We start from the raw sequence: 22592 nt of genomic DNA on the forward strand, positions 1-22592 counted from the left end.
TCTTATTCATACATTTCATCTACCTTCCTTAATTGATGATTTCAGAATACAATAAGTAATTTGTCCACACAATACAACTGGAAGTATGTAGTATAAATGAATATGTGAGTTGTAAAAAAACTAAAGTAAAATACATACCTAAAAATAAGATATTGTAAAAAACCTTTCCTAATACATCTTAATTTGTATGTATTATTTTTCTAAGCATTCTTACTCCCTGTTCAATTTCATCAAAATTAAGATGAGCATATCCTAGGACAACTTCATGGTCATATTCTGCTTTATTCTCAATTGCATATTGCTGTATAGGATAAACCCTGATATTTGCTTTATAAATTTGATTGATTAGTTTTTCAGTAAAAATAACATTATAAAAATGAACAACTATATGAAGCCCAGCTACTTGCCCCTTTATTTTAAATTCATTTGTAAATTCAATATTCAAAATATCAATAAGATATTTACGCTTTCTATTATATAGCTTCTTCATTTTAAATATATGTTTTTCCAAATCTCCATTTTTAATAAATTCAGCTAGAACATACTGAGATATAGATTCTGTATGAACATCAGAATACATTTTTAAGGATTTATAGTCATCTATTATATCATCTGGTAACAACATAAATCCCATACGAATGGCTGGAGATAGTATTTTACTAAACGAACCTATATAAATTACTTTATTTGGATTAAGTTCATAGAGGGAACTAATTGGTTGACCTTCATATCTAAATTCACTGTCATAATCGTCTTCAACTATATAGCAATTATTCTCTACTGCATATTTAATAAGTTCTAGTCTTCTTTGAATTGGTAAAATACCACCTAATGGATATTGATGTGAAGGTGTTGTATATATAAAAGAAACATCCTTTATAGATTTTATTAGGTTAGTATTTATACCTTTATCATCCACTTGAATTCCAACAACTGAATATCCCACAGTAGAAATTACTTTTAACAATCCTTTGTGGATAGGATCCTCCACAATAACTTTTTGATTATTTTTATATAAAACTTGTGATATTAAAGATAGCCCTTGTGTTGAACCAGAAACAATCATAATATTTCGTGGACTACATCTAATTCCTCTAATACGAAATAAATATTGTGATATTTCTTCTCTTAATTTCCACACCCCTGCAGTACTATTATATCTAAAATCTAAGTGTGACAAATCATGTAGTATTTGTTTATATAACTTTGATAATTCTTTGCGTGGAAATAGCTTTAATTCTGGAATTCCAGAACAGAAATCTATATAATTATTTTGTTTATACTCATGTAAACTATCTCTAATTTCAGAAGTATAGTCTAACTTAAAGTCAATTTGATGGTCTAATATTACTTTGGCTATAGTTGTGCCATAGCCATGCCTTGTTTCCAAATATCCCTCTGCAATTAATTGATTATATGCATCTAACACTGTATTTCGTGATACAGAAAGTTCTTTTGCCAAAGTTCTAGATGAAGGTAGTTTTTGTTCAAAATTTAAGCTCCCGCTTAAAATCATGTCTTTTATCTCACAATAAATTTGTCTTGACAATGATATGCCACTATTTCTATTAATTGTAATCCACATTTTAATACCTCCAAAAGTGGTTCTATAAAATTACTATAAAAATGGAACTACAAAATCCATTTTTTACTTGCTAAGATTATACCATAAAACAAAAAATTAAAAGGAGTCTAAATTATGTTAGAAATATCAAGTAACACAAAGGAAATTTATCCCAATATTAAATTTGGAGTTATGATTGTAAATATGACCTATTCAACACCTAATGAAGAAAATTTTTTACTTCTTAAAAACTCTGAAATTGAAAATATTATTGCACAAAACCCTGAATACAATCGCAAAGAAAAAATTAAAACAGAGCCTCTTTCCAACTACATAAAGTATTATAAAAAATTTAAAAAAACTTATCCTGTATTACTTCAATTAGAATCCCTTTTACTAAAATCAAAAGGTATTCCAAATGTAAATCTGCCTATTCAAGCAATGTTTTTAGCAGAATTAAAAAATCTTCTTCTAACAGCAGGACATGACCTTGATAAGATAGAATTGCCTTTAAAAATAGATTTAGCAAATGAAAATGAACATTTTTATGGTATAGGAGAAAGAAAGCAAACTCTAACAAAAGACGATTTATTTTTATCAGATAACCTTGGTATACTATCTAGTATTCTTAATTGACCAGATAATCGTACACAAATTACAAAAAAAACTAAAAATATTCTATACTTTGTATATGCTCCTGATGGAATTTATGAAAAACAAATTTATAACCACCTAAGTGATATAAAGGATTATATTTTAAGTGGTTTTCCAGACTCGAAAATTGATTTAATTGATGTATTTTAATTAATATCGATGTATTTTAGTTAATATAATGAAAATTTAAGCTTAGCAGATATTCAAAGTATTAGTGGGTATTCTAAGTAATTAAAATAGTGAAGTATACATCATTGTTCAACTAGATATATACTTCACTAAAATTAATTTTATATAAGTATTAACTTTTTATAAAACTTTATTTTAAAAAATAACTCATTATATATCTCATATAGATAGTTTACTTTTATATCTAAAGAGTTTCATAAGAAACAATTTCATTTAAAGGAAGACGAGTTTTATCATGTCTATTTGGACTTTCTGGTGTTCCAACTTCGTATCCTATTAGTAATATATTTACTGGCTCAAGATTATCTGACAAATTAAATTCTTCTCTAATTACATCTGGATTGAAATAGCATACCCATACACTCGCTAATCCAAGTTCAGTTGCTTGTAACATCATGTGATCAGTAACTATACTTGTATCAATATCTGTAAGTTGTTTACCATCAAAAGGTCTTGTCCAAACTTTATCCTTATCCCCACATACGATAATTGCTAATGGTGCATCATATATATTCGCAGCCTTAGAAACTTTATTAAGACCTTCTTTTTCTTGTATTACAATTAATCTTTGAGGCTGACGATTACCCCCTGTTGGAGCTACTCTAGCAACTTCTAAAATTTTCTCAAGCTTTTCTTTTTCAACCTTTTTATCCTGATAATTACGACAAGAATATCTTTTTTTTGCGATTTCAACAAAATTCATTTATTTCCCCCCCTATCATTTTATTAGGCTAAGTTGATGATTTATTTAACCTATGCTATAATCTTATCACTATAATTATATATTACAATAATGTACTTTTTTGTAACATAGTACCAAAAAGGGTACTTCAAAATATATTGAGAGGTCTAAAAAAATGAAAAAATGTTCAAGTAATTACAGTTGTTCTATAGAAGCAACCCTTGCATTGATTGTTGGTAAATACAAGACACTTATTCTTTGGCATCTTAAAGATACCACATTAAGGTTTAATGAACTTAAAAAATTAATACCTAAAGCAACTGCTAAAATGCTAACTCAACAATTACGTGAATTAGAAACAGATGGCTTAATTGTAAGAGTTGTTTATCCTGTTGTACCTCCAAAAGTTGAATATTCATTATCTGATTTTGGAAAAAGCATTATTCCTATTTTAGATGTTATGTGTGATTGGGGTTCTGATTACTTAAATAATCTTTAATTTATTATAATTTAAATCCCATAGCTAATTTTACAACTTCCATATGTTCCTTAGATGTCAACATTTCTAAAAGCTTAAAAGCTACATGTGGTGCAGTTTCTGGACAATATGAAGTTATAATGTTTCTATCTACAACAATTGGCTCATTGACTACATTTACATCAAATTTACTTAACTGTTTTTGTCTTTGACCATCTTTTAAATGATATGTAGTAGCTTTACGATTTTTTAAAACACCACTTTTACCAACAGGTAAAGCTGCTACACAAATAGTAGCAATTATCTTCCCTTTTGCATCAAACTCTCTTATTAAGTCTAAAAAAGATATATCATATGCTTCGTCATAAAATCCAAACTCTTCAAATCCTCCAGGAATAGCTAATGCATCATAATCATCTACACATATTTCATCTATTGTTTTGTCAACTAATACTGGAACATTAAATGTGCTTACAACTTGCTTTTTAAATCCACCAGTTACTACATCTATATCGTAATCATAATCATTTCTAGCCCATCCCATAACATCTACAAATACACTAAATTCCATAGTTTCAAAACCTTTTGCTAAAAAAACTAAAACTTTCATATTGTATTTTCCTCCTAAAAATATGTAAGAAAGTAGGTATTAATATAATCAATATTTTAGTATATGCTTATCTAAAAAATATCTTTGATTGTATTAATTTCCTCTTTAATTGTTGATAAAACAATGGTTGTATTAGCTTTCTGGATTCCTCTAATTTTTTTCAAAGTTATTGATATAAATTCTTCAAGTTCATTTGTATCCTCTGCTAATACTTTTATTAAATAATCATATTCTCCTGAAATGTGATGACATTCTAATACAGTGTCATACTCCAACATAGTCTTCTTAAACTCTTCTATACTTTTAGATAAATCTGTATTGATAAATACGAAAGCTAAAAGTTTATACTTTGTTTTTTCTCGATTGATTTGAATAGTATACTTTTTAATTATATTTGACTGTTCAATTTTCTTTATACGCTCTGAAACTGCTGGTATTGATAGATTAACTTGTCTACTTATTTCAGAAGTTGAGGCTCTACTGTTCTTTTTTAGAGAATTAATTATTTTTAAATCTATCTCGTCTATGTCTATTCACCTCCTTAATTATTTAATATAATTTTATCTAATAATTTAAAATAAGTAAATAATTTAAATTATTTCAATAAAATTTAATGAAATATAGTATTTATCATTAAATTTTTAAACTAATTAAATACAACATACATGACACACTTAAAATATTTAAACTAAATTAAAATTAGTATTTTTATTGTATATCAACTAAATTTTTCTAAGTGTAAAGCTAATACTCTTCGAATTATTATTTTATAGTAACAAACTTTTTTATTTTATAAAAAAAGTAATGATTATAATTTATATATTTATAAAATTACAATCATTACTTAGTATTAATAATATATGTATTTCTCTATATACATATATTATATGTATCCTTTTACATACCTTTAAATTTATCTACTTCTTTAAGAAATGTATCTTTTGGCATAGGCTTTGCATACAAATAACCTTGTGCATAGTAACAATCAATACTCATTAAAAATTCTGCTTGTTCTATCCTCTCAACACCCTCACAAATCACCTCTAATCCCAAGTCATTTGCCATCTCAACTACTTTACTAATAATCTTACCTACCTTACCTTTTCCTTCAGAATTATCTAAGAGAGATTTATCTATTTTAAGAATATCTACAGAAACTTGATTAAGAAGATGTAATGAAGAATATCCAGAACCAAAATCGTCAACAGAAATTAAAAAACCAAGTTCCTTAATCTCATTTATCATATCATTTGATATACTATCATTTTCAAATAGACTTTCAGTTATCTCAAGTTCAATGATGCTTTTAGGTATATCATATTTAGCAAGCAAACTTTGTAATCTATTTATATAATCTTTTTTCTGAAAATGTACTCTTGATTGATTTACAGAGATTGAAATGGGTTTAACTCCAGAACTTATCCAAAATCTTGTCAACTTACATACTTCTTCTAACACAAAAAAATCAACATCTATAATTCCACCACTCTTTTCAAGTATAGGTATAAATTCTCCTGGATTCATAAATCCAAGTTCTTTATGATTCCACCTAACAAGTGCTTCTGCACCAATAATGTTATTTGTTCTCATATCAAACTTAGGTTGATAATAAACCTGAAATTCATTATGTTCTAATGCATAATCTATCCTATCAACAATCTCTTTTTCTTTGTTAAGACTTTCTCTAAGAGATTCATCAAAATATATAATAGATGAATTACTTCTTTTTGCTTTTCTTCTAGCAATTTCAGCATAATCAATAGCCTTTGTAATAACAATGTCTTGCTCTTTGATAATATATACTCCAAAATTTGCCTTTACTTTAATGCCAATCCCCTTAACTTCAAAGTATGAAATACTTTTACTTATATCAATAAGAGTTAATTCCAAATCTTCTTTTAAATCATAGGGTAGGAGTAAAAGGAAATGGTCTGCTTTTACATGAGCTATTAATGCCCTGTCTCCAATAACGCTATTCAAAACTGATGCAACTTCTTTTATAATCATATCTCCAGAATCTCTACCATAATTTTCATTTATGATAGCAAACTTAGATATATCAAAAGCAATTACTGTATAAAATTTTTCTCTATGCTTTTCTAGAATTCGTGGTGCTTGATCTTCAAATCCATTGTAATTCCAAACTCCATTCTCTACATCTTTAAATGCCAAATCAAAAATATGATTGGAATGTCTTTTGTTGATTGCAATAACATAAGAAAGTACTGCTATTATAACTAAAAAGAAACAAAAAGAAATTAAAACTGTTTGAACTGGATGCTGATGAATATACTGTGATAAACTAATTTTATAGTCTTGAAAAATTGTATGCTTTGCAATAATTTCTGAATACTCATCTTTATTAAGTGCATTTATTCTCTTATCCAAAATGGAATATAATGTTGGATTTATATTTTTTCCAACACCTAAAGATATATTAGTTTTATAATCATTAACTAGAATTGCTTTTAAATTATTATAATCTTTTTGTATATAGTCTTCAGCAGAATATGTATTTACAAATGCTGCATCTGCATCTCCACTTTTTACTGCATTTATAGCTTTTTCTTCAGATTTATATCTTTGAATATTGCTACCTTTATAGTGTTCTTTGATATACTCATCATTGAATGTATCGCTCTCAGCAACAGCTATATTATCAATTTTGGTATTTTTATAATTTTTAGTTATAATGCTATAGTTCAATGTCATATAAGGAGATGTAATCTTAATTCCATTCTGCTCTGACCACCCATAATCTGAATTAAAAAAACATATAACATCTGCCTTTCCCTCTTTTACCATATCAATCGATTCTTTATATGAATTAGCTTTTACATAATCTATACTTAATCCAAGCTCTTTTACAATTAAATCAAATATATCTGGTACAATACCTTTAAGTCTACCTGTATCTAAATATGATAATGGATATGAGTTTGGCATACTTACTACACGTATATGATTATTTCTTTTTAAGTAATTGCTTTCTTCCCTGGAAAGAATAAATGTATCTTTATTACTAGACTGATAGTACTTACTATATAAATTAAACTTATATGCTGGATTGTCCATCTCAATATCTTCTAAAGCTTCATTTACATCTTGTAACAGTTCAGTGTTACCTTTTTTTACAATACAATAAAATGGGGATGGAGCAAATTGCGCAATTACGCTTTCATTTTTGACTTTTCTCAAACTACTAGTTAATATAGCATCTACTTTTCCATTTTTTAGTTCATTTTCCAATTCTTCCTGATTTTTAAAATATTTAAATGTGTAATTAAATCCTTTTTCATTTGCAAATTTCTTTAAATGTTCATTTCTACTATTTCCATAAAGTAGTCCAACCTTTATTCCATTAAAATTTTTATAATCATTTGGTGTATACTTTGAATTTCCACTTTTTACTGTAAGTCGTGCATAACTACTTCCCATAGGTACCTCTGAAAAATCAAATTTCTCAGCACGTTCTTTTGTATATTGTGCAGAAGTAAGTAAATCAATCTGTCCATTTTCTAACATAGTTTGACACTCTTCCCATGTACCAGATACATACTCATATGTCCAGCCAGTATACTTTGCAATCTCATGAAGATATTCATATCCATACCCATTTCTATTTCCATTTTTATCATAATCATGATATCCTTCAAAATCAAAAAAACCTACTTTTATAACACGTTTTTCTGTCTTTGCAAGTGATTGTATTGGAAAACACATAAATATCATACAATTAATTAAAAATACGATGAAAATCAGTCTCTTAATTGACACAAACTTTATCCCCCCTCATATAAAACCTTCCCTCAAATTATTTATAATCATTCTAATAATACATTACTTAGATTTATATCATACATAAACTTATCATTATACTTAATACTTAAAAAAATATATGTTTATCTAAGAATAAATAAACATATATTTTTAGTGATTACTCTAAAAGTATAACTTTATATAGTAATTATATATTTTTATTTATTATAATTATATAAATATCTTAGCATACCATTAAAAGTTCAACAATACTACACCTTTGATTTTATAAGTCGCAATATTTTATGAATATATTCTGCTAGGGAAAAATATGTAATTTATAGCAAGTAATAGAAAATATTAACTGTACTTAGTTTTTTTCAAGCTATTGACAAATATTTTTTTATAGCTTACAATTTTAGAGAAATTAAATATTTCGGTAGGTGAGGCTACCATAGGGATACGGGTTGCTGCCGCAAAATAGTGGAGACACTATGAGAAGGTCAACAGTTTATGTCGATTCCAAGGCATAATCTAACGCAATTTCATCGCCCTATGAAGTTAAAGCTTGAACGATGAATGAAACAGTTTGTACTGTTTTATAAATATACTTAGGTTTTTATACCTTGGTTATTTTTATATGGATTTAAATCCCTTGTCATTGTTCTTGCTTTGACAAGGGATTTTTTAATACCTATTTGTCTATTATAGGCTTATATATTTTGAATTTAGGAGGTGGAGAAAATGGACGTAGGAAGTAGTAGTAGCATAAGCCCTGTCGGGCGAAGTAGTCACTTATTTGAAGAATACATGTACTATTTTGTACGTCTTATTTCTTCTACCTGTTTTTAATAAATATAAAATAAGCGATGTGTTTTCGTCACAGGCTTATGTCTTTACTTCCTTTTTTCTGTACAAAACAGATAATTATTAAGGAGGATTTAGACATGATAAAAAAATTAAATAAAAAATTTATTACAAGAACTTCATCTAGTTCAACTTCAAAGGAACGTTTAATTGATTCAGCTACAATGAGCGCCTGTATTTTATTAAACGAATATGAAAATTCTTATAATGGCTATTGTGAAAAAATGGTTAATAAAATGCAAGATAAGTACGGCAAAAATGAAATCACTCAAAAAAAAGGTGATTCTTTTATAAAAAAACTTATAAAATCTTTTATAAATCCCTTTACTATTGTACTTCTTACTTTAGCTATAATTTCCTTTATTACAGATGTTATTTTAGCAAAACCTGATGATAAAAATGCAACTACAGTTATTATAGTCTTAACAATGGTAACTATAAGTGGTCTATTGCAATTTATTCAAGAATCTCGCTCTGGAAAAGCAGCTCAAGCTCTAAGTGAAATGGTAAATACTACTATATCAGTTATGCGTAATTCTAAAGAATTAGTGGAAATACCACTAAGAGAAGTTGTAGTTGGAGATATTATCCATCTTGCTGCTGGTGATATGGTTCCAGCTGATGTACGTATATTACAGTCTAAAGATTTATTTGTTAGTCAGTCTTCTATTACAGGAGAAAGTGAACCAATAGAAAAGTTTTATAATACTAAAAAAAGTACTTCAAATAATGTTCTTGATTTAGACAACCTTGCATTTATGGGTAGTAATGTAATCAGTGGCTCAGCTATAGCTATTGTCATTGCAGTAGGTGATTGTACTATATTTGGTTCTATTGCTCAACAAATAACAAATAAAAAAACTATAACAAGTTTTGAAAAAGGTGTTAATTCAGTTTCATGGTTACTTATAAGATTTATGTTTGTCATGGTTCCAATTGTTCTCTTTGTAAATGGCTTTACAAAAGGTGATTGGACAGAAGCATTTTTGTTTGCACTTTCAGTAGCAGTTGGACTTACACCAGAAATGTTACCAATGTTAGTATCTGCAAACCTTGCAAAAGGAGCAGTTGCTATGTCAAAGAAAAAGGTTATTGTTAAAAACTTAAGTTCTATCCAAAACTTTGGTGCTATGGATATACTTTGCACTGACAAAACAGGAACTTTGACTCAAGATAAAGTAATCTTAGAATATTCTCTTGATATTCATGGCAAGGAAGATAGACGAGTTCTTCGTCATGCATTTTTAAATAGTTACCATCAAACAGGTCTTAAGAACCTTATGGATATAGCTATTATCAACCATGCAAATGAAAATGGTATGCAAGAACTTTGGAAAAACTACACAAAAATTGATGAAATCCCATTCGATTTCAATAGAAGAAGAATGAGTGTAGTTGTTAAAAATAAACTAGGAAAAACTCAGCTTATTACAAAAGGTGCTATTGAAGAAATGCTATCAATTTGTACTCATGTTGAATATAAAGGTGATATTCAGTTAATCACTAATGAAATACGTAAGGAAATTCTTACAACTGTTTCTAAGTATAATGATGATGGGATGAGAGTTTTAGGCATTGCCCAAAAAAACAACCCTTCACCTATAGATTCTTTTTCAGTTTCTGACGAAAGTAACATGGTTTTAATAGGTTATCTTGCATTTTTAGACCCTCCAAAAAAAAGTACAGCTAATGCTATAAAAGCATTACTTGAAAATGGAGTTGATGTAAAAGTCCTAACTGGTGATAATGATGCAGTAACAAAATGTATTTGTAAACAAGTAGGCATTAAAGTTAAAAATATCCTACTTGGTTCAGATATAGAAGACATGAGTGATACTAAACTTGATGAAATGGTGAAATGTACAAGTATATTTGCAAAACTTTCTCCAGAGCAAAAATCTCGTATAGTCGCATCTCTTCGTAGAAATGGTCATACGGTTGGTTTTATGGGTGATGGTATAAATGATGCTGCTGCTATGAAAGAATCTGATGTTGGAATATCTGTTGATACAGCTGTTGATATTGCTAAGGAATGTGCAAATATTATACTGCTTGAAAAAGACCTTATGGTATTAGAAGAAGGTGTTATTGAAGGAAGAAAAACATATGCAAATATTATAAAGTATATAAAGGTGACAGCAAGTTCTAATTTTGGCAATATGTTTTCTGTATTAATAGCAAGTGCATTTCTACCATTTTTACCAATGTTACCAATTCAAATTTTAGTGCTAAACTTAATCTATGATATCTCATGTATAACTATTCCATGGGATAATGTAGATGATGATTATCTAAAAATCCCAAGAAAATGGGACTCATCATCTATAAGTAAATTTATGACTTGGATTGGTCCAACTAGTTCAATATTTGATATTACAACATATATATTAATGTATTTTTTCATATGTCCAAGAGTATTTGGCGGAAGTTTTCATAGCTTAGATACTACAAGTCAACTTGGTTTTATATCTCTATTTCATGCAGGATGGTTTGTAGAATCTTTATGGTCTCAAACATTGGTTATTCATATGATAAGAACTCCACACATTCCATTTGTTAAAAGTAGAGCTTCATGGAGACTAACGCTCTTAACAACAATAGGAATTACAATTGGAACTATTATACCTTATACATCATTTGGAAATGCTATTGGTATGATTCCACTACCAAATATCTATTTTATAGGGTTAATTTTTACTATCTTATCTTATATGGTATTGGTAACTATGATAAAAAAAATCTTTATAAAAAAATATGGAGAATTGCTATAATTTAAATATTTATATAATATATAATATATAAATATATTCAAATAAAAGAAGCTATTTACTTTTTTAAAATCTTGTAAGTAGCTTCTATTTTATTGTAATTAATTCATATCCTTTATTTTTATAATATAACTTAAACTTATTGTATTATAAAAGTTCTTGTGTAAAAATATCTTTTATATTGACTATAATTAAGTATTATGATAACATGATTTAAGCTATAATTAGTGATATATGTATTAAATTAAATAAAAAAATCAAAAGTACAATAGTACAATTTAAATATAAATGAATTAGAATTAATATTGAGATTAGGATGTGAATAATTATGATTTATATAAAATTAGTTAAACTTGTTAGAAAACTTAACTCTACACAAATGTATATGATGAAGCGTTGTGTAGAGGTTAATCTGGAAGCTTAAAGCTTCTATCTTCATCGGCAAATATAGGTTTAGTGTAGTTTTTTAGCTATGCTTATTTAAATTTACCTATTTGCCGATAGATATATAGATTTTATGGCCATAGATAGCAATGCTTATCTATGGCCTTTTGTTTTTCCAAAAGCAGAGGTCGGCATTTTATAATGCTATTCCTCTGCTTTTTTATTTTCATAAAATTTTTATAGTAAAAAAGGAGTTCGAATTATGAGTTTATTAAAAGTAAATAATTTATCACAGTGTTTTATGGATAAATCACTGTACGAAAAAGCTGACTTTGATTTATTTAAAGGCGAACATATAGGTGTGGTTGGCCAAAATGGTGTAGGTAAAAGCACCTTAATTAAAATTTTATTAGGAGAAGTTATCCCAGATACAGGAGAGATTAAGTGGCAACCTAATATCAAAATAGGTCATTTGGACCAATATGCAGATATTAATAGAGATACAACAATATCATTGTATTTACACACTGCATTTGAAGACCTCTATAAAATAGAGAAAGAAATGAATTTGCTATATCAAGAAAGTTCTATATCTGGAAATGAGCAACAACTTATTAAGGCATCAACTTATCAAGAGCAATTAATAGCAAGTGATTTCTACTCTATAGACAATGAAATAAATAAGGTAGCAAATGGTCTTGGACTAGATTCAATAGGAATGAATCGTATTATTGGGGAACTTAGTGGAGGTCAAAGAGCAAAAGTAATTATGGCAAAATTACTACTTTCTAATTATGAAGTTTTATTATTAGATGAACCAACAAATTTTTTAGACAAAGAGCATGTTGAATGGCTTGCCAATTATCTAAATACATTTAGAGGTGCATTTATTGTAGTCTCCCATGATTTCGACTTTCTAGAAAAAATTTCCACAGGTATTCTCGATATAGAATTTGGAATGATTAAAAAGTATCATGGAAAATACTCAGAATTTCTTAAACAAAAATCACACTTAAGAGAGGATTATATTAGAAAATATCAAGCGCAACAAAAGAAAATAGAAAAAGAAGAAACATTTATACGTAAAAATAAGGCTGGTGTAAATTCAAAAATTGCAAGAGGAAGACAAAAACAATTGGATAGAATAGAAAAAATAGCTCCTCCTAACTTTACAGGAAAACCATGTATCCAATTTGCAGAAATTGAAATATCTGTGCAAAACACACTCACAGTAACTAATCTTGAAGTTGGATACTATTATCCATTACTACCAAAATTAAATTTTTCTGTTAATGCAGGTCAAAAAGTAGTTATAACTGGATTTAATGGAATTGGTAAATCCACTTTGTTAAAAACATTGGTTAAAGATATCCCTTGTATTTCTGGAAGCTTCCTCTTTTCTGACCAGATAAAAATTGGTTATTATGAGCAGGATTTAAAATGGGAAAATCCTACTAAAACACCACTTCAAATAATGGCAGATATATATCCAAAATTAAGCACAAAGGAAATCAGACGCTCTTTAGCCAAGTGTGGTGTAAAAGAAGAACATGTTTCAAGAAGTGTTTCCACACTAAGTGGTGGTGAACAGTCTAAGGTTAAATTATGTTGTGTGATGTTGTCACCTTGTAATTTCTTGATTTTAGATGAACCAACTAACCACTTTGATGCAGAAACAAAAGATGCTTTACAAAATGCTTTGAAACAATTTAGGGGAAGTATTATTTTAGTTTCTCACGAAGAAAAGTTTTATAAAGGTTGGATTGACAAGGTATTTAATTTGAAATCGTAAATATTTTACTAAAGTATAAGCATATTAATAGGCACTCATAAATGAGTGCCTAAAAAACAATCACTAAAATTCATCCTAATCAACTCTATTCACAAGCTTATATCCAAGCCCTTTGACTGTTATAAGTATTTTAGGATTTGAAGGATTATCTTCAATCTTTTCTCTTAGATGTCTTATATGTACCATAATTGTATTGTCGCATATACTACTATATACACCCCATACCTGTTCATAAAGACTTTCTTTTCCTATAATTTTATTTAAATTTTGAGCCATATAACTTAAAAGTTGATATTCTCTACCTGTTAACTCAATTTCATTTTCATCTTTATACACACGGCATCCTTCTGTATCAACTGTAATATTACCTAACCTAATTATTGATTTTTCTGATGATACAACACTTTGATATTGTTGTCTACGCAACTGAGCTTTGACTCTAAAAACAACTTCTCTTGGACTAAATGGCTTTGTTATATAATCATCTCCTCCACTACTAAGACCAAGTATTTTGTCAATATCATCATCTTTTGATGAAAGAAAGAGAATTGAACAATATGAAAACTCTCTAATTTTTTTGCACACTTCTATGCCATCTACATCAGGTAACATTATGTCGAGAATAACAACATCTGGACATTCTATCTTACACAAAGAAATCGCATCTAAGCCATTATAAGCTTTAACAATATTTTTAAAGCCATCCTTTATCAATACTTCCTCAATTAAATTTATTATATCTTTTTCATCATCAACAAGTAATATTTTCTTATCAAAGTATGTTTCCATAGTAAAATCACTCCTAATAAAGAGTTATTGTCTTTTATCTACTAACCCTCTAACTCTATGCGTTCTGCTTAAAGTATATTCAAATAATTAAACAAAATCAAGTACATATCAATTATAAATTAAATTATAGCTAATTGTAATCTTTCTCATATTAATTCAAACAATTAAATAAAATTTGAACAGAATTATCAAGAATATTCCATCCTTTTAGAAATATTAATAAGATTATGTTGTTGCTATAATAACCTTATGAATTATATGTGTTATGCTAGCAAATTACATTTAGCATTTTCAACATATTGTTTACATATAGTCCATACTTTCTCTATTGTCTCTTTGTTATTGACATAAGGTGGATAAACATCTGTGCTTGTAATGCTTTTTATAAATGATATTGAGTCATTAGCCATTTCAACAATCTTTCCTTGGTGATTTATTAGTTTTCCAGTCATACCTGTATAAACATTAGAGGTGCAAATCGAAAAGTAAGCCTCTCCAATAATTTCTGATTTTGGTATAATAATGTTTTGTAAAAATGCAAGTACTTTCCAATACGAATTAAATTTCTTAATTGTTTCTTTACTCATTTTTGTTGCTGGAACCATAATTGCATTTACACTTATATTATAAGGCTTGTATTCTTGTTTCATCATACTTGTAACCATAAGTAAAGCTATTTTAGAATCTCCATAAATTTTATAAGAATTATATTCTTTATCTTCTACAGTTTCACCACTTAAAACTCCAAAATTAATTTTTCTTCTTTCATCAAAAAAATGCTTTATATTTGTACTACATACATTTAGAATTTTAGGATTTTTTGATTTAGCAAGCATATCCAATAATAAATTGGTCATAAGAACTGGCCCAAATAGATTGGTAGCAAATGTTAATTCTATACCATCAATACTTCGTTGAAAATTTTTTTCTCCATGTTTAAAATGTCCAGCATTATGGATTAAGATATCCAATACATTGTATTTTTTTTTATAGGTCTCACAAAAACTATAAATTGATTGTCTCGATGAAATATCTAGTTGAAGCAAATCCACATTAATATTTTTAGTTTTAGCTATAATTTCGTGACACACGGGTTCACTAATCTGAATATTACGACATGCCATTATAATCCTATAACCCTCTGATGCAAACTTAAATGCTGCTGCCTTTCCTATCCCTGAATTAGCTCCAGTTATTATTACAGTTCCTTTCATGTTAGCTACCCCCTTTTCCTTGATTCTGACTATTGTTTGGCCACTCATTAATTAATTTCTTCTTTAAATTTTCAAACCATGCTATTTCAAAATTTGTCCTGTCAATTCCAAACTTTAAGGTCAATAACTCAAAATCAATTATATCTTGAATATCTCTTTGTATGTTGGAATGTTCAGTATCTTGTAAAAAGTGATTAAACTGTTCTTGGTTTTCTTCTAGATAGGTAATATACTGTAATTTTGCAACATTGATGTCTTGTATTTTGATATTCTCCAACTGCTCTCTTTCCTTTTTGAGGTCAACAATATAAGATTGAATTAGTGACAATCTTTTTTGCGTTGGAACAAATCCCATAAAAAATAATTTACTTAATTCCATATCCTTCACTTTACCTGCAACCATAGACGTCTCTACCCATTCTAAAAAACATGCTTTTCCTGCATCCGTTAATGAATAAAATTTCTTATTGACACTATTTTCAACAAACTCTTCATACACTATCATCTTCTTTTCAAGCAACTTTTTTATTGCCGCTTGAATACTTCCCATACTGTTGCTACACATCGAAGTGAAATTCATTTCTATGACACTTCTCAGTTCATAAATTGTCAGCTTCTTAAGCATAAGTAATCCTAAAATAATTTTGTCCATTTTATTTACTCTCCTTTTATATTACTAATAGCAACATTTCTAATAGATAAAATCAATCACTAAAAAAGTCAAAGTAACACCTTACAATATTCTGTTTATTTAAAAATAAGATGCTAATTTTATGGCAAGAAAATCTGCTTTAGTAAGGAGGAAAAAGAGAAGAAATACTAAATTCTGCTATTCAATTATTCTTAAAGTATGGGTATGAAATCATCTCTGTTAGCATGATATTAAATAAGGTTAATGGAGAAGTTGGAATGTTTTATCATTATTTTAGCTCTAAGCAAGAGCTATTTTACAAATCATTAGAGCATTTCACTATTTTACAAATTAGTTAATAATAAGGTCCAATAAAAATAAACAGCATACAGTTATTTCTGAATTTTTAGGTAGAACGTTAAAAGTTCCACCTCTTATATTTACAAAGTGAATATATAATAAAAACATTTTAAGGAGGTTTGATTATGAAAATTTTATTTATAAATTTACCTTTTTCTGGACACGTATACCCTACCCTTGGGTTAGTGGAAAAATTAGTGAATAGAGGTAATTCTGTAACATACTTACTAACTGAAGAATGGAAAGATAAAGTCTTAGAAGTGGGAGCTGATTTCCTTTATTATGAAGATAACGAAAAACTTTCTATTCAAATAAAAAATGTCTATCAAGCCTCTATAAAGGTAGCACATGAATTCGATTTAATTATTTATGAGCATTTTTTCTTTCTAGGAAAACATATAGCAGAGAGATTCAATAAACCTGTTATTAGGATTATTACTGCACCAGCTACTAATAAAGTTTTGATGAAAGAATTTATTAATTCGGGTGGCGTGTTAAGTGTATTTCGTTTTGAATGGGTATGTCGTAGATGGACTAAAAAAGTGTCAAAGGGAATTAAATTAAAGACTGATTCTTGGTTAAAAGAGATTACTGAAAATCCTCCAGAACTTAATCTTGTATATACTGTAAAAAAATTCCAACCATATGCAGAAGATTTTTCAGAAAATAAATTTAAGTTTCTGGGTACCTCTATTTATCAACGTAATAAAAAAAATGAATTTATATTGCCAAAATCAAAAAATAATTTGGTCTATATTGCTCTAGGTACAATTGTAAATAAAGCAATGTCATTTTACAAAAAATGTATCAATGCTTTTAAAGATGAAAATGTAACTGTCATTATATCTGTTGGTAATTCAATAAATATATCAGATTTATGTAAGATACCAAATAATTTTTATATTTTCCCTTTTGTACCACAGCTTGAAATATTAGAAAAAGCAAGTGTTTTTATAACTCATGGTGGCTTAAATAGTGTTATGGAGTCTCTTTATTTTGGCGTTCCTATGGTGGTTATTCCGTTTATAAGTGACCAACCAACTAACGCACAGCAAATTGAACGCTTAAACTTAGGAAAAAAGATTTCTCACAAACACATTACAAGTGACATTCTTAAAAATTCTACCTTAGCTGTTCTTAATGATTCGACTATAGCTCAAAGTATATTGCTTATGCAAAAAGAAATTAGAAATGCAGGTGGTAATGAATTTGGTGCTGATTTGATTATTCAGTATATGGATAACAAAATGGTAAAAGAACATTAAAATCGTACTGTTGTTAGGAACAAACTTGTCAGTTAAGGAATGAATCCAAAGGAAAGAATACAATAAAAGCCCATAAATAAATGAAAAATCGTTACTTATGGGCTAAATGATGTACAGTCGAAAAAGATATATATTAATTATATTTATTATTGTATTTATATATAGTTATACTTATTCTTATATCTATATATAAAACTAACTGTTAAAAATAAGGTTAAAAGCTCAGCAATTGGCACTGCTAACCATATTCCATCTATATTCAAGATATTTGGTAATGTCAATAAACCTATAGCTATAAAACCAAATGTACGTAAAAAAGATAGTATTGCAGATATCTTTCCATTAGATAATGCTGTAAACATAGATGATGTAAACCTATACTGGTAATTAGTATTCCAATTATATCTACAGATAATATAGTCAAAGTAAAAATTTTCTTTGCTCCATCCATATCCATTCCCCATCTTGCAAGCTACAATAGCACTTCCTCCAGTAGCAAGCCTGGTTCCAAGTCCAACAATAATATTAATAATAGGACAGACAAGATTAATTGCAGATAAAGCATTTGTATCTACAAATCTAGATACAAATATAGTATCTACAATCGTATATAATCCCATAAAAATTATATATAATTATTTAAATAGAGTTTTAATATATCTTGCTATTATAATATCATATATGATAAGTATAATACCTTAATCTTTAATCTAATTATTTTTCATCTTTTAATCAATACTTACATAAATTTTAGTTTCTATTGTCTAGTATCATATGAAACAGGTTTATGAAATAAGTACTTCTATAATACTACTAATATCTATTTTTAACTCTTTAGATAATATATGTATTATTACTTCTTCAGTGGCTGAGATACTTGCTACAACACAAACTATACTTGCAAGTAAATTTGTATTCATAATATTATAAACTAAAGGTAAACAGAATAACATAAAACCAGATAATTTATTTCCATATGTATGTAATATAGCAAATGTGTTGTATTTACGAATCACTATAATTATTGATGTAATTCGAACAAGGACAATTGTTAATATCCATAATACTATATATTTTGAAATATTTATCACTGGAAGCATAATAATAAACATTGATATTACTAAACATATATCAGCCATACTATCAAGCCTTGAGCCAAGCTTACTTTCTATATTCATTTTTCTAGCTATATATCCATCAAGAAAATCACTTACTCCACACATAATATAGACTGTAAAAAATAAAGAAGAAAACATCTCTATTTTGAGCAAAGCTATTGATAAAATGATTCTAAGTATAGTAATAATATTTGCTATATTTTTCATTCCTTGTCACCTCTAAACTGAAAATTTATTAACTACTTGCACTTTTATAATGTTTCAGTCCTAATTTCCAAAACCTCCACATAAATACTGTAAATACAAATACAATACTAATTGAGTAGATTAATCCTTTTATTGTTAATGTCCCAGACAAAATTTGAGTTGGGATTGTTGACATAATTCCATATGGTAAAATCAAATAAAATAGTAGCTTAAAAATACCTTCATAAATTACACCTGGAATTTTCATATTCATTGGTAGTAAATTATCTTCCAATCTCATTATAGCCGAGGATGATATAACAAAAAATGGAATTGTCCGAAATATAATACACACATCATAAAAAAGCAATGTCATCAATAACACCATACATGTATATGCCAGTACCATAGCAAAAATTATTTCTGAATTTAATCCAGATACTCCATATACAACTATAAGTATACTTGCCAAAATTAAAGGTGATGAACCGATATTAATATTCTCAAATGTCAATCTAAACAATGGGTCTATTGGCTTTGTAATATAATAATCTAATTCTCCTTCTTGAATTTTGCGTGGAATATCATAAATTCCAAAACAGAAAATGGTCATATTTATAGCATTTATTAATGAAAAAGTTCCTATAAATATTATCATCTCTCCACGCAGCCAACCTCCTATTGAATCTACATGAGAGTAAATGCCATTAAACATTAACAATTGTAATATAAATAATGAACTATCTACAAAAAATGCTCCAAAAAAATCAAATCTAAACACCATCATTTTTGATAATTTCATTTTTAGTAACATAAATATTATTTTAAATTTTTTTTTCATTATATCCCCACCCCATCAAATAGTGTTCTCATCTTCTTATAGACAATTTTATTTACTATAAAGAAGAATAAAACCCATAATGCTATAATAATCAGTCCTTGTACTGCATCATTACTATTTCTACCTATTAACAACATAGATGGTAAATAGGTTGTGTAATAAAATGGAAACAATTTCATAACATTTACTACAACTTCTGGTAAAAGAACAAGCGGTATCATTGTTCCTGTAACAAATTCAGTTATGTTATCGATCATCATTCTAAAAAAACCAATCTCTAGAAATTTAAATGATAAAATTCCAATAAAGAAATGAAGCTGCATCATAAAAATAAGCCCTAAGAAAATCATCAAAATTGAAATTAAAATTTGTATTGGATTTGATGTAAAAGCAAAATCTATTTTAAATATAAAAATCCATACAAAAGCAGAAATCATATTAAATACTAAGTAAAAAAAGGTCATTCCAAAATTTTTAGCAAAAAAATAATTTTGTGCACCAATCGGAATAATCATGTATTTTGAAAATGTACCCAACTTTACACGATTGCATATCTCCTCACTTGTACTTCTTGACATATCAATACCTGATAAAAATGAACTTATTATATAATAGGACAACATTGAATTAAATGTAAAGCCAGAAACTATGTCATTTTCACCAAAAATTGCCTTCCACAAAATATAAGCAAATAAAATTTTTATAATAGTAAACATCATGTTAACTACTACATCAAACCTCCAAATAAGTTGTACTTTGAAATTAATTTTAGCTATTTCATAGTACTTTCTTATATTTTGTTTAAATCTATAAAACAATGATTGTCTTGAATATGCTTCATTATAGTTGTTCATAATACTCTTCACATCCTTCTTTGTATATTCGTTCTACAACATTCCCTATATCTTCTTCTTCAATTGTTACATCCTCAACATCATACTTATCAAAAATCCATTTAACAGTTTCATTACCTTTTTCTTTTGGTACAATTACTGATGTTTTATGTTTTGTTTGCTCAATAATCTTATAGTCTTTTGGAAATAAAATTTTAGTTTCCTCAGTGAAGCTAACTGTTATTTTCTTATATTTTTGAAAATGATTAAATAATTCATCTGTAGAGCCATCATATATTTTATGACTATTTTCTATGACAATACTTCGACTACAAAGGCTCTTTATATCCTCCATATAATGAGAGGTAAGCATTATTGTAGTACCTTTTTTCTTATTTACTTCTTTCAGAAAATACCTAATTTGTTTTTGTGCCACTGCATCTAGACCTATTGTTGGTTCATCTAAAAATAAAATTTTAGGATTATGAAGAAGTGCTACAATAAGCTCCATTTTCATTCTTTCTCCTAAAGAAAGTGTTCTAACTTGAACATTTAGATAATCAGATACTTCAAACAACTCTATAAAATAATCCAAATTCTTTTTATACTCTTCATCAGATATATCATATAACTCTTTAAATAAAAGAAATGTATCTGCTGGCGTCAATTCAAAAAATAGCTGACTTTTTTGCCCCATAACAACAGCATATTGTTTTTTAAAGTTATTTTCTAACTTATTTGGATAATAACCCATGACAGAAATTTTTCCAGAAGATGGAGCAATAATTCCAGTCATTATTTTGACAAGAGTTGTTTTTCCAGCTCCATTTTTACCTATTAATCCAACAAATTCTCCTTCCTCTATTTTTAAATTAAGGGATGATATAGCTGTTTTTTCTGTATATTTTCTATTAAATAAAGATTTTATGCTTCCCATAAATCCTGGTTCTTTCTCAAATCTCCTATAAGATTTAGTCAGTTCATTAAGCTCAATAATACTCATTTTTATTGCCTCCATATCTTGTATTTTCTACAAAAAAAGTCCACAGGTATTCATATCTGCCTTTTTATGTGGTATACATATTTACCTACACAAAAACAGAAAACTCCTGTGGACTAGAAAATTTAATCTTTTCTATTTCAACATAATTATATTCAAAATAACACTATGTAAAATTAATAAAGGTGTAGCAGATTAAAGCCCACTACACCACAATTTAACAAAGTAATATATAATAATATTATTATTTGTTGTCATATGTTAGTTATCTATAAAGGCAGAACAAGACACAACAATTAAATGTATCAAAAATACACTTAAAAATTCTGATTAAACAGAATACCTATGCGTCTCCAACTATTTACTTGTTGGTTACCATTATATATAACTCCGACATCAAGCAAGACACTCCTTTACTAATATTATTGCTGATAGTTTACCATAAAATTTTTTTATATTCAAGTATAATTTAAGATGCTCATATATTTAAATTTATTTTATTTCTTTACAATTGAAATTAAATTTCATTAATTGCTTTAAGCAAAATTTAAAAATACATTATTTACATTAGAGATGATTACCCTATGCTTCTTCTTATAAAGTACACT

At 27.5% G+C, this 22592-nt stretch carries 19 protein-coding genes and 1 riboswitch; of the genes, 6 read left to right on the forward strand and 13 right to left on the reverse strand.

Annotated elements, in window-relative coordinates:
* Positions 1–178: 178 nt before the first annotated feature.
* Positions 179–1585 (reverse strand): PLP-dependent aminotransferase family protein, encoded by a 1407-nt coding sequence (locus IC173_RS12350; protein ID WP_227435676.1) that lies wholly within the window; start codon positions 1583–1585, stop codon positions 179–181.
* A gap of 114 nt (positions 1586–1699) precedes the next feature.
* On the opposite strand from IC173_RS12350, the gene IC173_RS12355 reads away from it, so the two are divergent.
* On the forward strand, positions 1700–2200 hold the full coding sequence (locus IC173_RS12355) for a B3/4 domain-containing protein (RefSeq protein WP_227855663.1): 501 nt from the start codon (positions 1700–1702) through the stop codon (positions 2198–2200).
* 391 nt (positions 2201–2591) lie between these two features.
* On the opposite strand, the gene IC173_RS12360 is transcribed toward IC173_RS12355, so the two are convergent.
* Positions 2592–3110: a nitroreductase family protein gene (locus IC173_RS12360; protein WP_227435671.1), complete on the reverse strand. Its 519-nt coding sequence runs from the start codon at positions 3108–3110 to the stop codon at positions 2592–2594.
* A 154-nt stretch (positions 3111–3264) separates the two neighbouring features.
* Here IC173_RS12360 and IC173_RS12365 point away from each other — a divergent pair, with 154 nt between their 5' ends.
* Positions 3265–3588, forward strand: coding sequence for a winged helix-turn-helix transcriptional regulator (locus IC173_RS12365; protein WP_227855664.1), 324 nt, complete (start codon positions 3265–3267; stop codon positions 3586–3588).
* Positions 3589–3592: 4 nt separating this feature from the next.
* On the opposite strand, the gene IC173_RS12370 is transcribed toward IC173_RS12365, so the two are convergent.
* The 3 genes from IC173_RS12370 to IC173_RS12380 all read right to left on the reverse strand — a co-directional run bounded on the left by IC173_RS12370 (position 3593) and on the right by IC173_RS12380 (position 7954).
* Positions 3593–4177: a DJ-1/PfpI family protein gene (locus IC173_RS12370; RefSeq protein ID WP_227481826.1), complete on the reverse strand. Its 585-nt coding sequence runs from the start codon at positions 4175–4177 to the stop codon at positions 3593–3595.
* A gap of 71 nt (positions 4178–4248) precedes the next feature.
* Positions 4249–4710: an Lrp/AsnC family transcriptional regulator gene (locus tag IC173_RS12375; RefSeq protein WP_413927552.1), complete on the reverse strand. Its 462-nt coding sequence runs from the start codon at positions 4708–4710 to the stop codon at positions 4249–4251.
* 364 nt (positions 4711–5074) lie between these two features.
* Positions 5075–7954 (reverse strand): EAL domain-containing protein, encoded by a 2880-nt coding sequence (locus IC173_RS12380; RefSeq protein ID WP_227855665.1) that lies wholly within the window; start codon positions 7952–7954, stop codon positions 5075–5077.
* Positions 7955–8364: 410 nt separating this feature from the next.
* Positions 8365–8523, forward strand: a riboswitch (M-box (ykoK) riboswitch).
* Between the two features lie 360 nt (positions 8524–8883).
* Between IC173_RS12380 and mgtA the strand changes: the two genes are divergently transcribed.
* Together mgtA and IC173_RS12390 are read left to right on the forward strand one after the other, a co-directional pair.
* The gene (gene mgtA, locus IC173_RS12385) at positions 8884–11574 is read left to right on the forward strand and encodes a magnesium-translocating P-type ATPase (RefSeq protein ID WP_227845363.1); all 2691 of its coding nucleotides are present in this window, start codon (positions 8884–8886) and stop codon (positions 11572–11574) included.
* Between the two features lie 643 nt (positions 11575–12217).
* The gene (locus tag IC173_RS12390) at positions 12218–13747 is read left to right on the forward strand and encodes an ABC-F family ATP-binding cassette domain-containing protein (protein WP_227855666.1); all 1530 of its coding nucleotides are present in this window, start codon (positions 12218–12220) and stop codon (positions 13745–13747) included.
* A gap of 75 nt (positions 13748–13822) precedes the next feature.
* Here the strand turns inward: IC173_RS12390 and IC173_RS12395 are convergent, their stop codons facing one another.
* From IC173_RS12395 to IC173_RS12405, 3 genes are all read right to left on the reverse strand, one after another.
* Complete coding sequence (locus IC173_RS12395; RefSeq protein ID WP_227855667.1) at positions 13823–14536, reverse strand: response regulator transcription factor; 714 nt, start codon at positions 14534–14536, stop codon at positions 13823–13825.
* 263 nt (positions 14537–14799) lie between these two features.
* A complete protein-coding gene (locus IC173_RS12400) occupies positions 14800–15750 on the reverse strand; it encodes an SDR family NAD(P)-dependent oxidoreductase (protein WP_227435656.1) in 951 nt (316 codons plus the stop codon).
* A 1-nt stretch (position 15751) separates the two neighbouring features.
* Positions 15752–16402 carry a PadR family transcriptional regulator gene (locus tag IC173_RS12405; protein WP_227435647.1) on the reverse strand — a complete coding sequence of 217 codons (651 nt, stop codon included), beginning with the start codon at positions 16400–16402 and terminating at the stop codon, positions 15752–15754.
* A 164-nt stretch (positions 16403–16566) separates the two neighbouring features.
* Here IC173_RS12405 and IC173_RS20995 point away from each other — a divergent pair, with 164 nt between their 5' ends.
* Both IC173_RS20995 and IC173_RS12415 read left to right on the forward strand, forming a co-directional pair.
* On the forward strand, positions 16567–16740 hold the full coding sequence (locus IC173_RS20995) for a TetR/AcrR family transcriptional regulator (protein ID WP_413927553.1): 174 nt from the start codon (positions 16567–16569) through the stop codon (positions 16738–16740).
* A gap of 126 nt (positions 16741–16866) precedes the next feature.
* Positions 16867–18006: a nucleotide disphospho-sugar-binding domain-containing protein gene (locus IC173_RS12415; protein WP_227855668.1), complete on the forward strand. Its 1140-nt coding sequence runs from the start codon at positions 16867–16869 to the stop codon at positions 18004–18006.
* A gap of 155 nt (positions 18007–18161) precedes the next feature.
* On the opposite strand, the gene IC173_RS12420 is transcribed toward IC173_RS12415, so the two are convergent.
* The 5 genes from IC173_RS12420 to IC173_RS12440 form a co-directional block, all read right to left on the reverse strand.
* Positions 18162–18626, reverse strand: a complete 465-nt coding sequence (locus tag IC173_RS12420; protein WP_227855669.1) for a hypothetical protein — start codon at positions 18624–18626, stop codon at positions 18162–18164.
* Positions 18627–18791: 165 nt separating this feature from the next.
* Positions 18792–19331, reverse strand: coding sequence for a CDP-alcohol phosphatidyltransferase family protein (locus tag IC173_RS12425; RefSeq protein ID WP_227835053.1), 540 nt, complete (start codon positions 19329–19331; stop codon positions 18792–18794).
* 28 nt (positions 19332–19359) lie between these two features.
* Entirely contained in the window at positions 19360–20151 is a 792-nt protein-coding gene (locus IC173_RS12430) for an ABC-2 family transporter protein (protein ID WP_227855670.1), read from the reverse strand.
* Positions 20151–21005, reverse strand: a complete 855-nt coding sequence (locus IC173_RS12435; RefSeq protein ID WP_227855671.1) for an ABC-2 family transporter protein — start codon at positions 21003–21005, stop codon at positions 20151–20153. Before IC173_RS12435 ends, IC173_RS12430 begins: the two co-directional genes overlap by 1 nt.
* Positions 20992–21987 carry an ATP-binding cassette domain-containing protein gene (locus tag IC173_RS12440; RefSeq protein ID WP_227855672.1) on the reverse strand — a complete coding sequence of 332 codons (996 nt, stop codon included), beginning with the start codon at positions 21985–21987 and terminating at the stop codon, positions 20992–20994. The genes IC173_RS12435 and IC173_RS12440 overlap by 14 nt, the downstream gene beginning before the upstream one ends.
* Positions 21988–22592: the final 605 nt, after the last annotated feature.

The sequence above is a fragment of the Clostridioides sp. ES-S-0048-02 genome (genome assembly GCF_020658495.1).
Taxonomy (GTDB): domain Bacteria; phylum Bacillota; class Clostridia; order Peptostreptococcales; family Peptostreptococcaceae; genus Clostridioides.

Bases quoted from the DNA above. Each gene is read 5' to 3' on its own strand.
- IC173_RS12350 (WP_227435676.1), bottom strand. From the start codon at position 1,585: ATGTGGATTACAATTAATAGAAATAGTGGCATATCATTGTCAAGACAA.
- IC173_RS12355 (WP_227855663.1), top strand. From the start codon at position 1,700: ATGTTAGAAATATCAAGTAACACAAAGGAAATTTATCCCAATATTAAA.
- IC173_RS12360 (WP_227435671.1), bottom strand. From the start codon at position 3,110: ATGAATTTTGTTGAAATCGCAAAAAAAAGATATTCTTGTCGTAATTAT.
- IC173_RS12365 (WP_227855664.1), top strand. From the start codon at position 3,265: ATGAAAAAATGTTCAAGTAATTACAGTTGTTCTATAGAAGCAACCCTT.
- IC173_RS12370 (WP_227481826.1), bottom strand. From the start codon at position 4,177: ATGAAAGTTTTAGTTTTTTTAGCAAAAGGTTTTGAAACTATGGAATTT.
- mgtA (WP_227845363.1), top strand. From the start codon at position 8,884: ATGATAAAAAAATTAAATAAAAAATTTATTACAAGAACTTCATCTAGT.
- IC173_RS12390 (WP_227855666.1), top strand. From the start codon at position 12,218: ATGAGTTTATTAAAAGTAAATAATTTATCACAGTGTTTTATGGATAAA.
- IC173_RS12395 (WP_227855667.1), bottom strand. From the start codon at position 14,536: ATGGAAACATACTTTGATAAGAAAATATTACTTGTTGATGATGAAAAA.
- IC173_RS12400 (WP_227435656.1), bottom strand. From the start codon at position 15,750: ATGAAAGGAACTGTAATAATAACTGGAGCTAATTCAGGGATAGGAAAG.
- IC173_RS12405 (WP_227435647.1), bottom strand. From the start codon at position 16,402: ATGGACAAAATTATTTTAGGATTACTTATGCTTAAGAAGCTGACAATT.
- IC173_RS12415 (WP_227855668.1), top strand. From the start codon at position 16,867: ATGAAAATTTTATTTATAAATTTACCTTTTTCTGGACACGTATACCCT.
- IC173_RS12420 (WP_227855669.1), bottom strand. From the start codon at position 18,626: ATGGGATTATATACGATTGTAGATACTATATTTGTATCTAGATTTGTA.
- IC173_RS12425 (WP_227835053.1), bottom strand. From the start codon at position 19,331: ATGAAAAATATAGCAAATATTATTACTATACTTAGAATCATTTTATCA.
- IC173_RS12430 (WP_227855670.1), bottom strand. From the start codon at position 20,151: ATGAAAAAAAAATTTAAAATAATATTTATGTTACTAAAAATGAAATTA.
- IC173_RS12435 (WP_227855671.1), bottom strand. From the start codon at position 21,005: ATGAACAACTATAATGAAGCATATTCAAGACAATCATTGTTTTATAGA.
- IC173_RS12440 (WP_227855672.1), bottom strand. From the start codon at position 21,987: ATGAGTATTATTGAGCTTAATGAACTGACTAAATCTTATAGGAGATTT.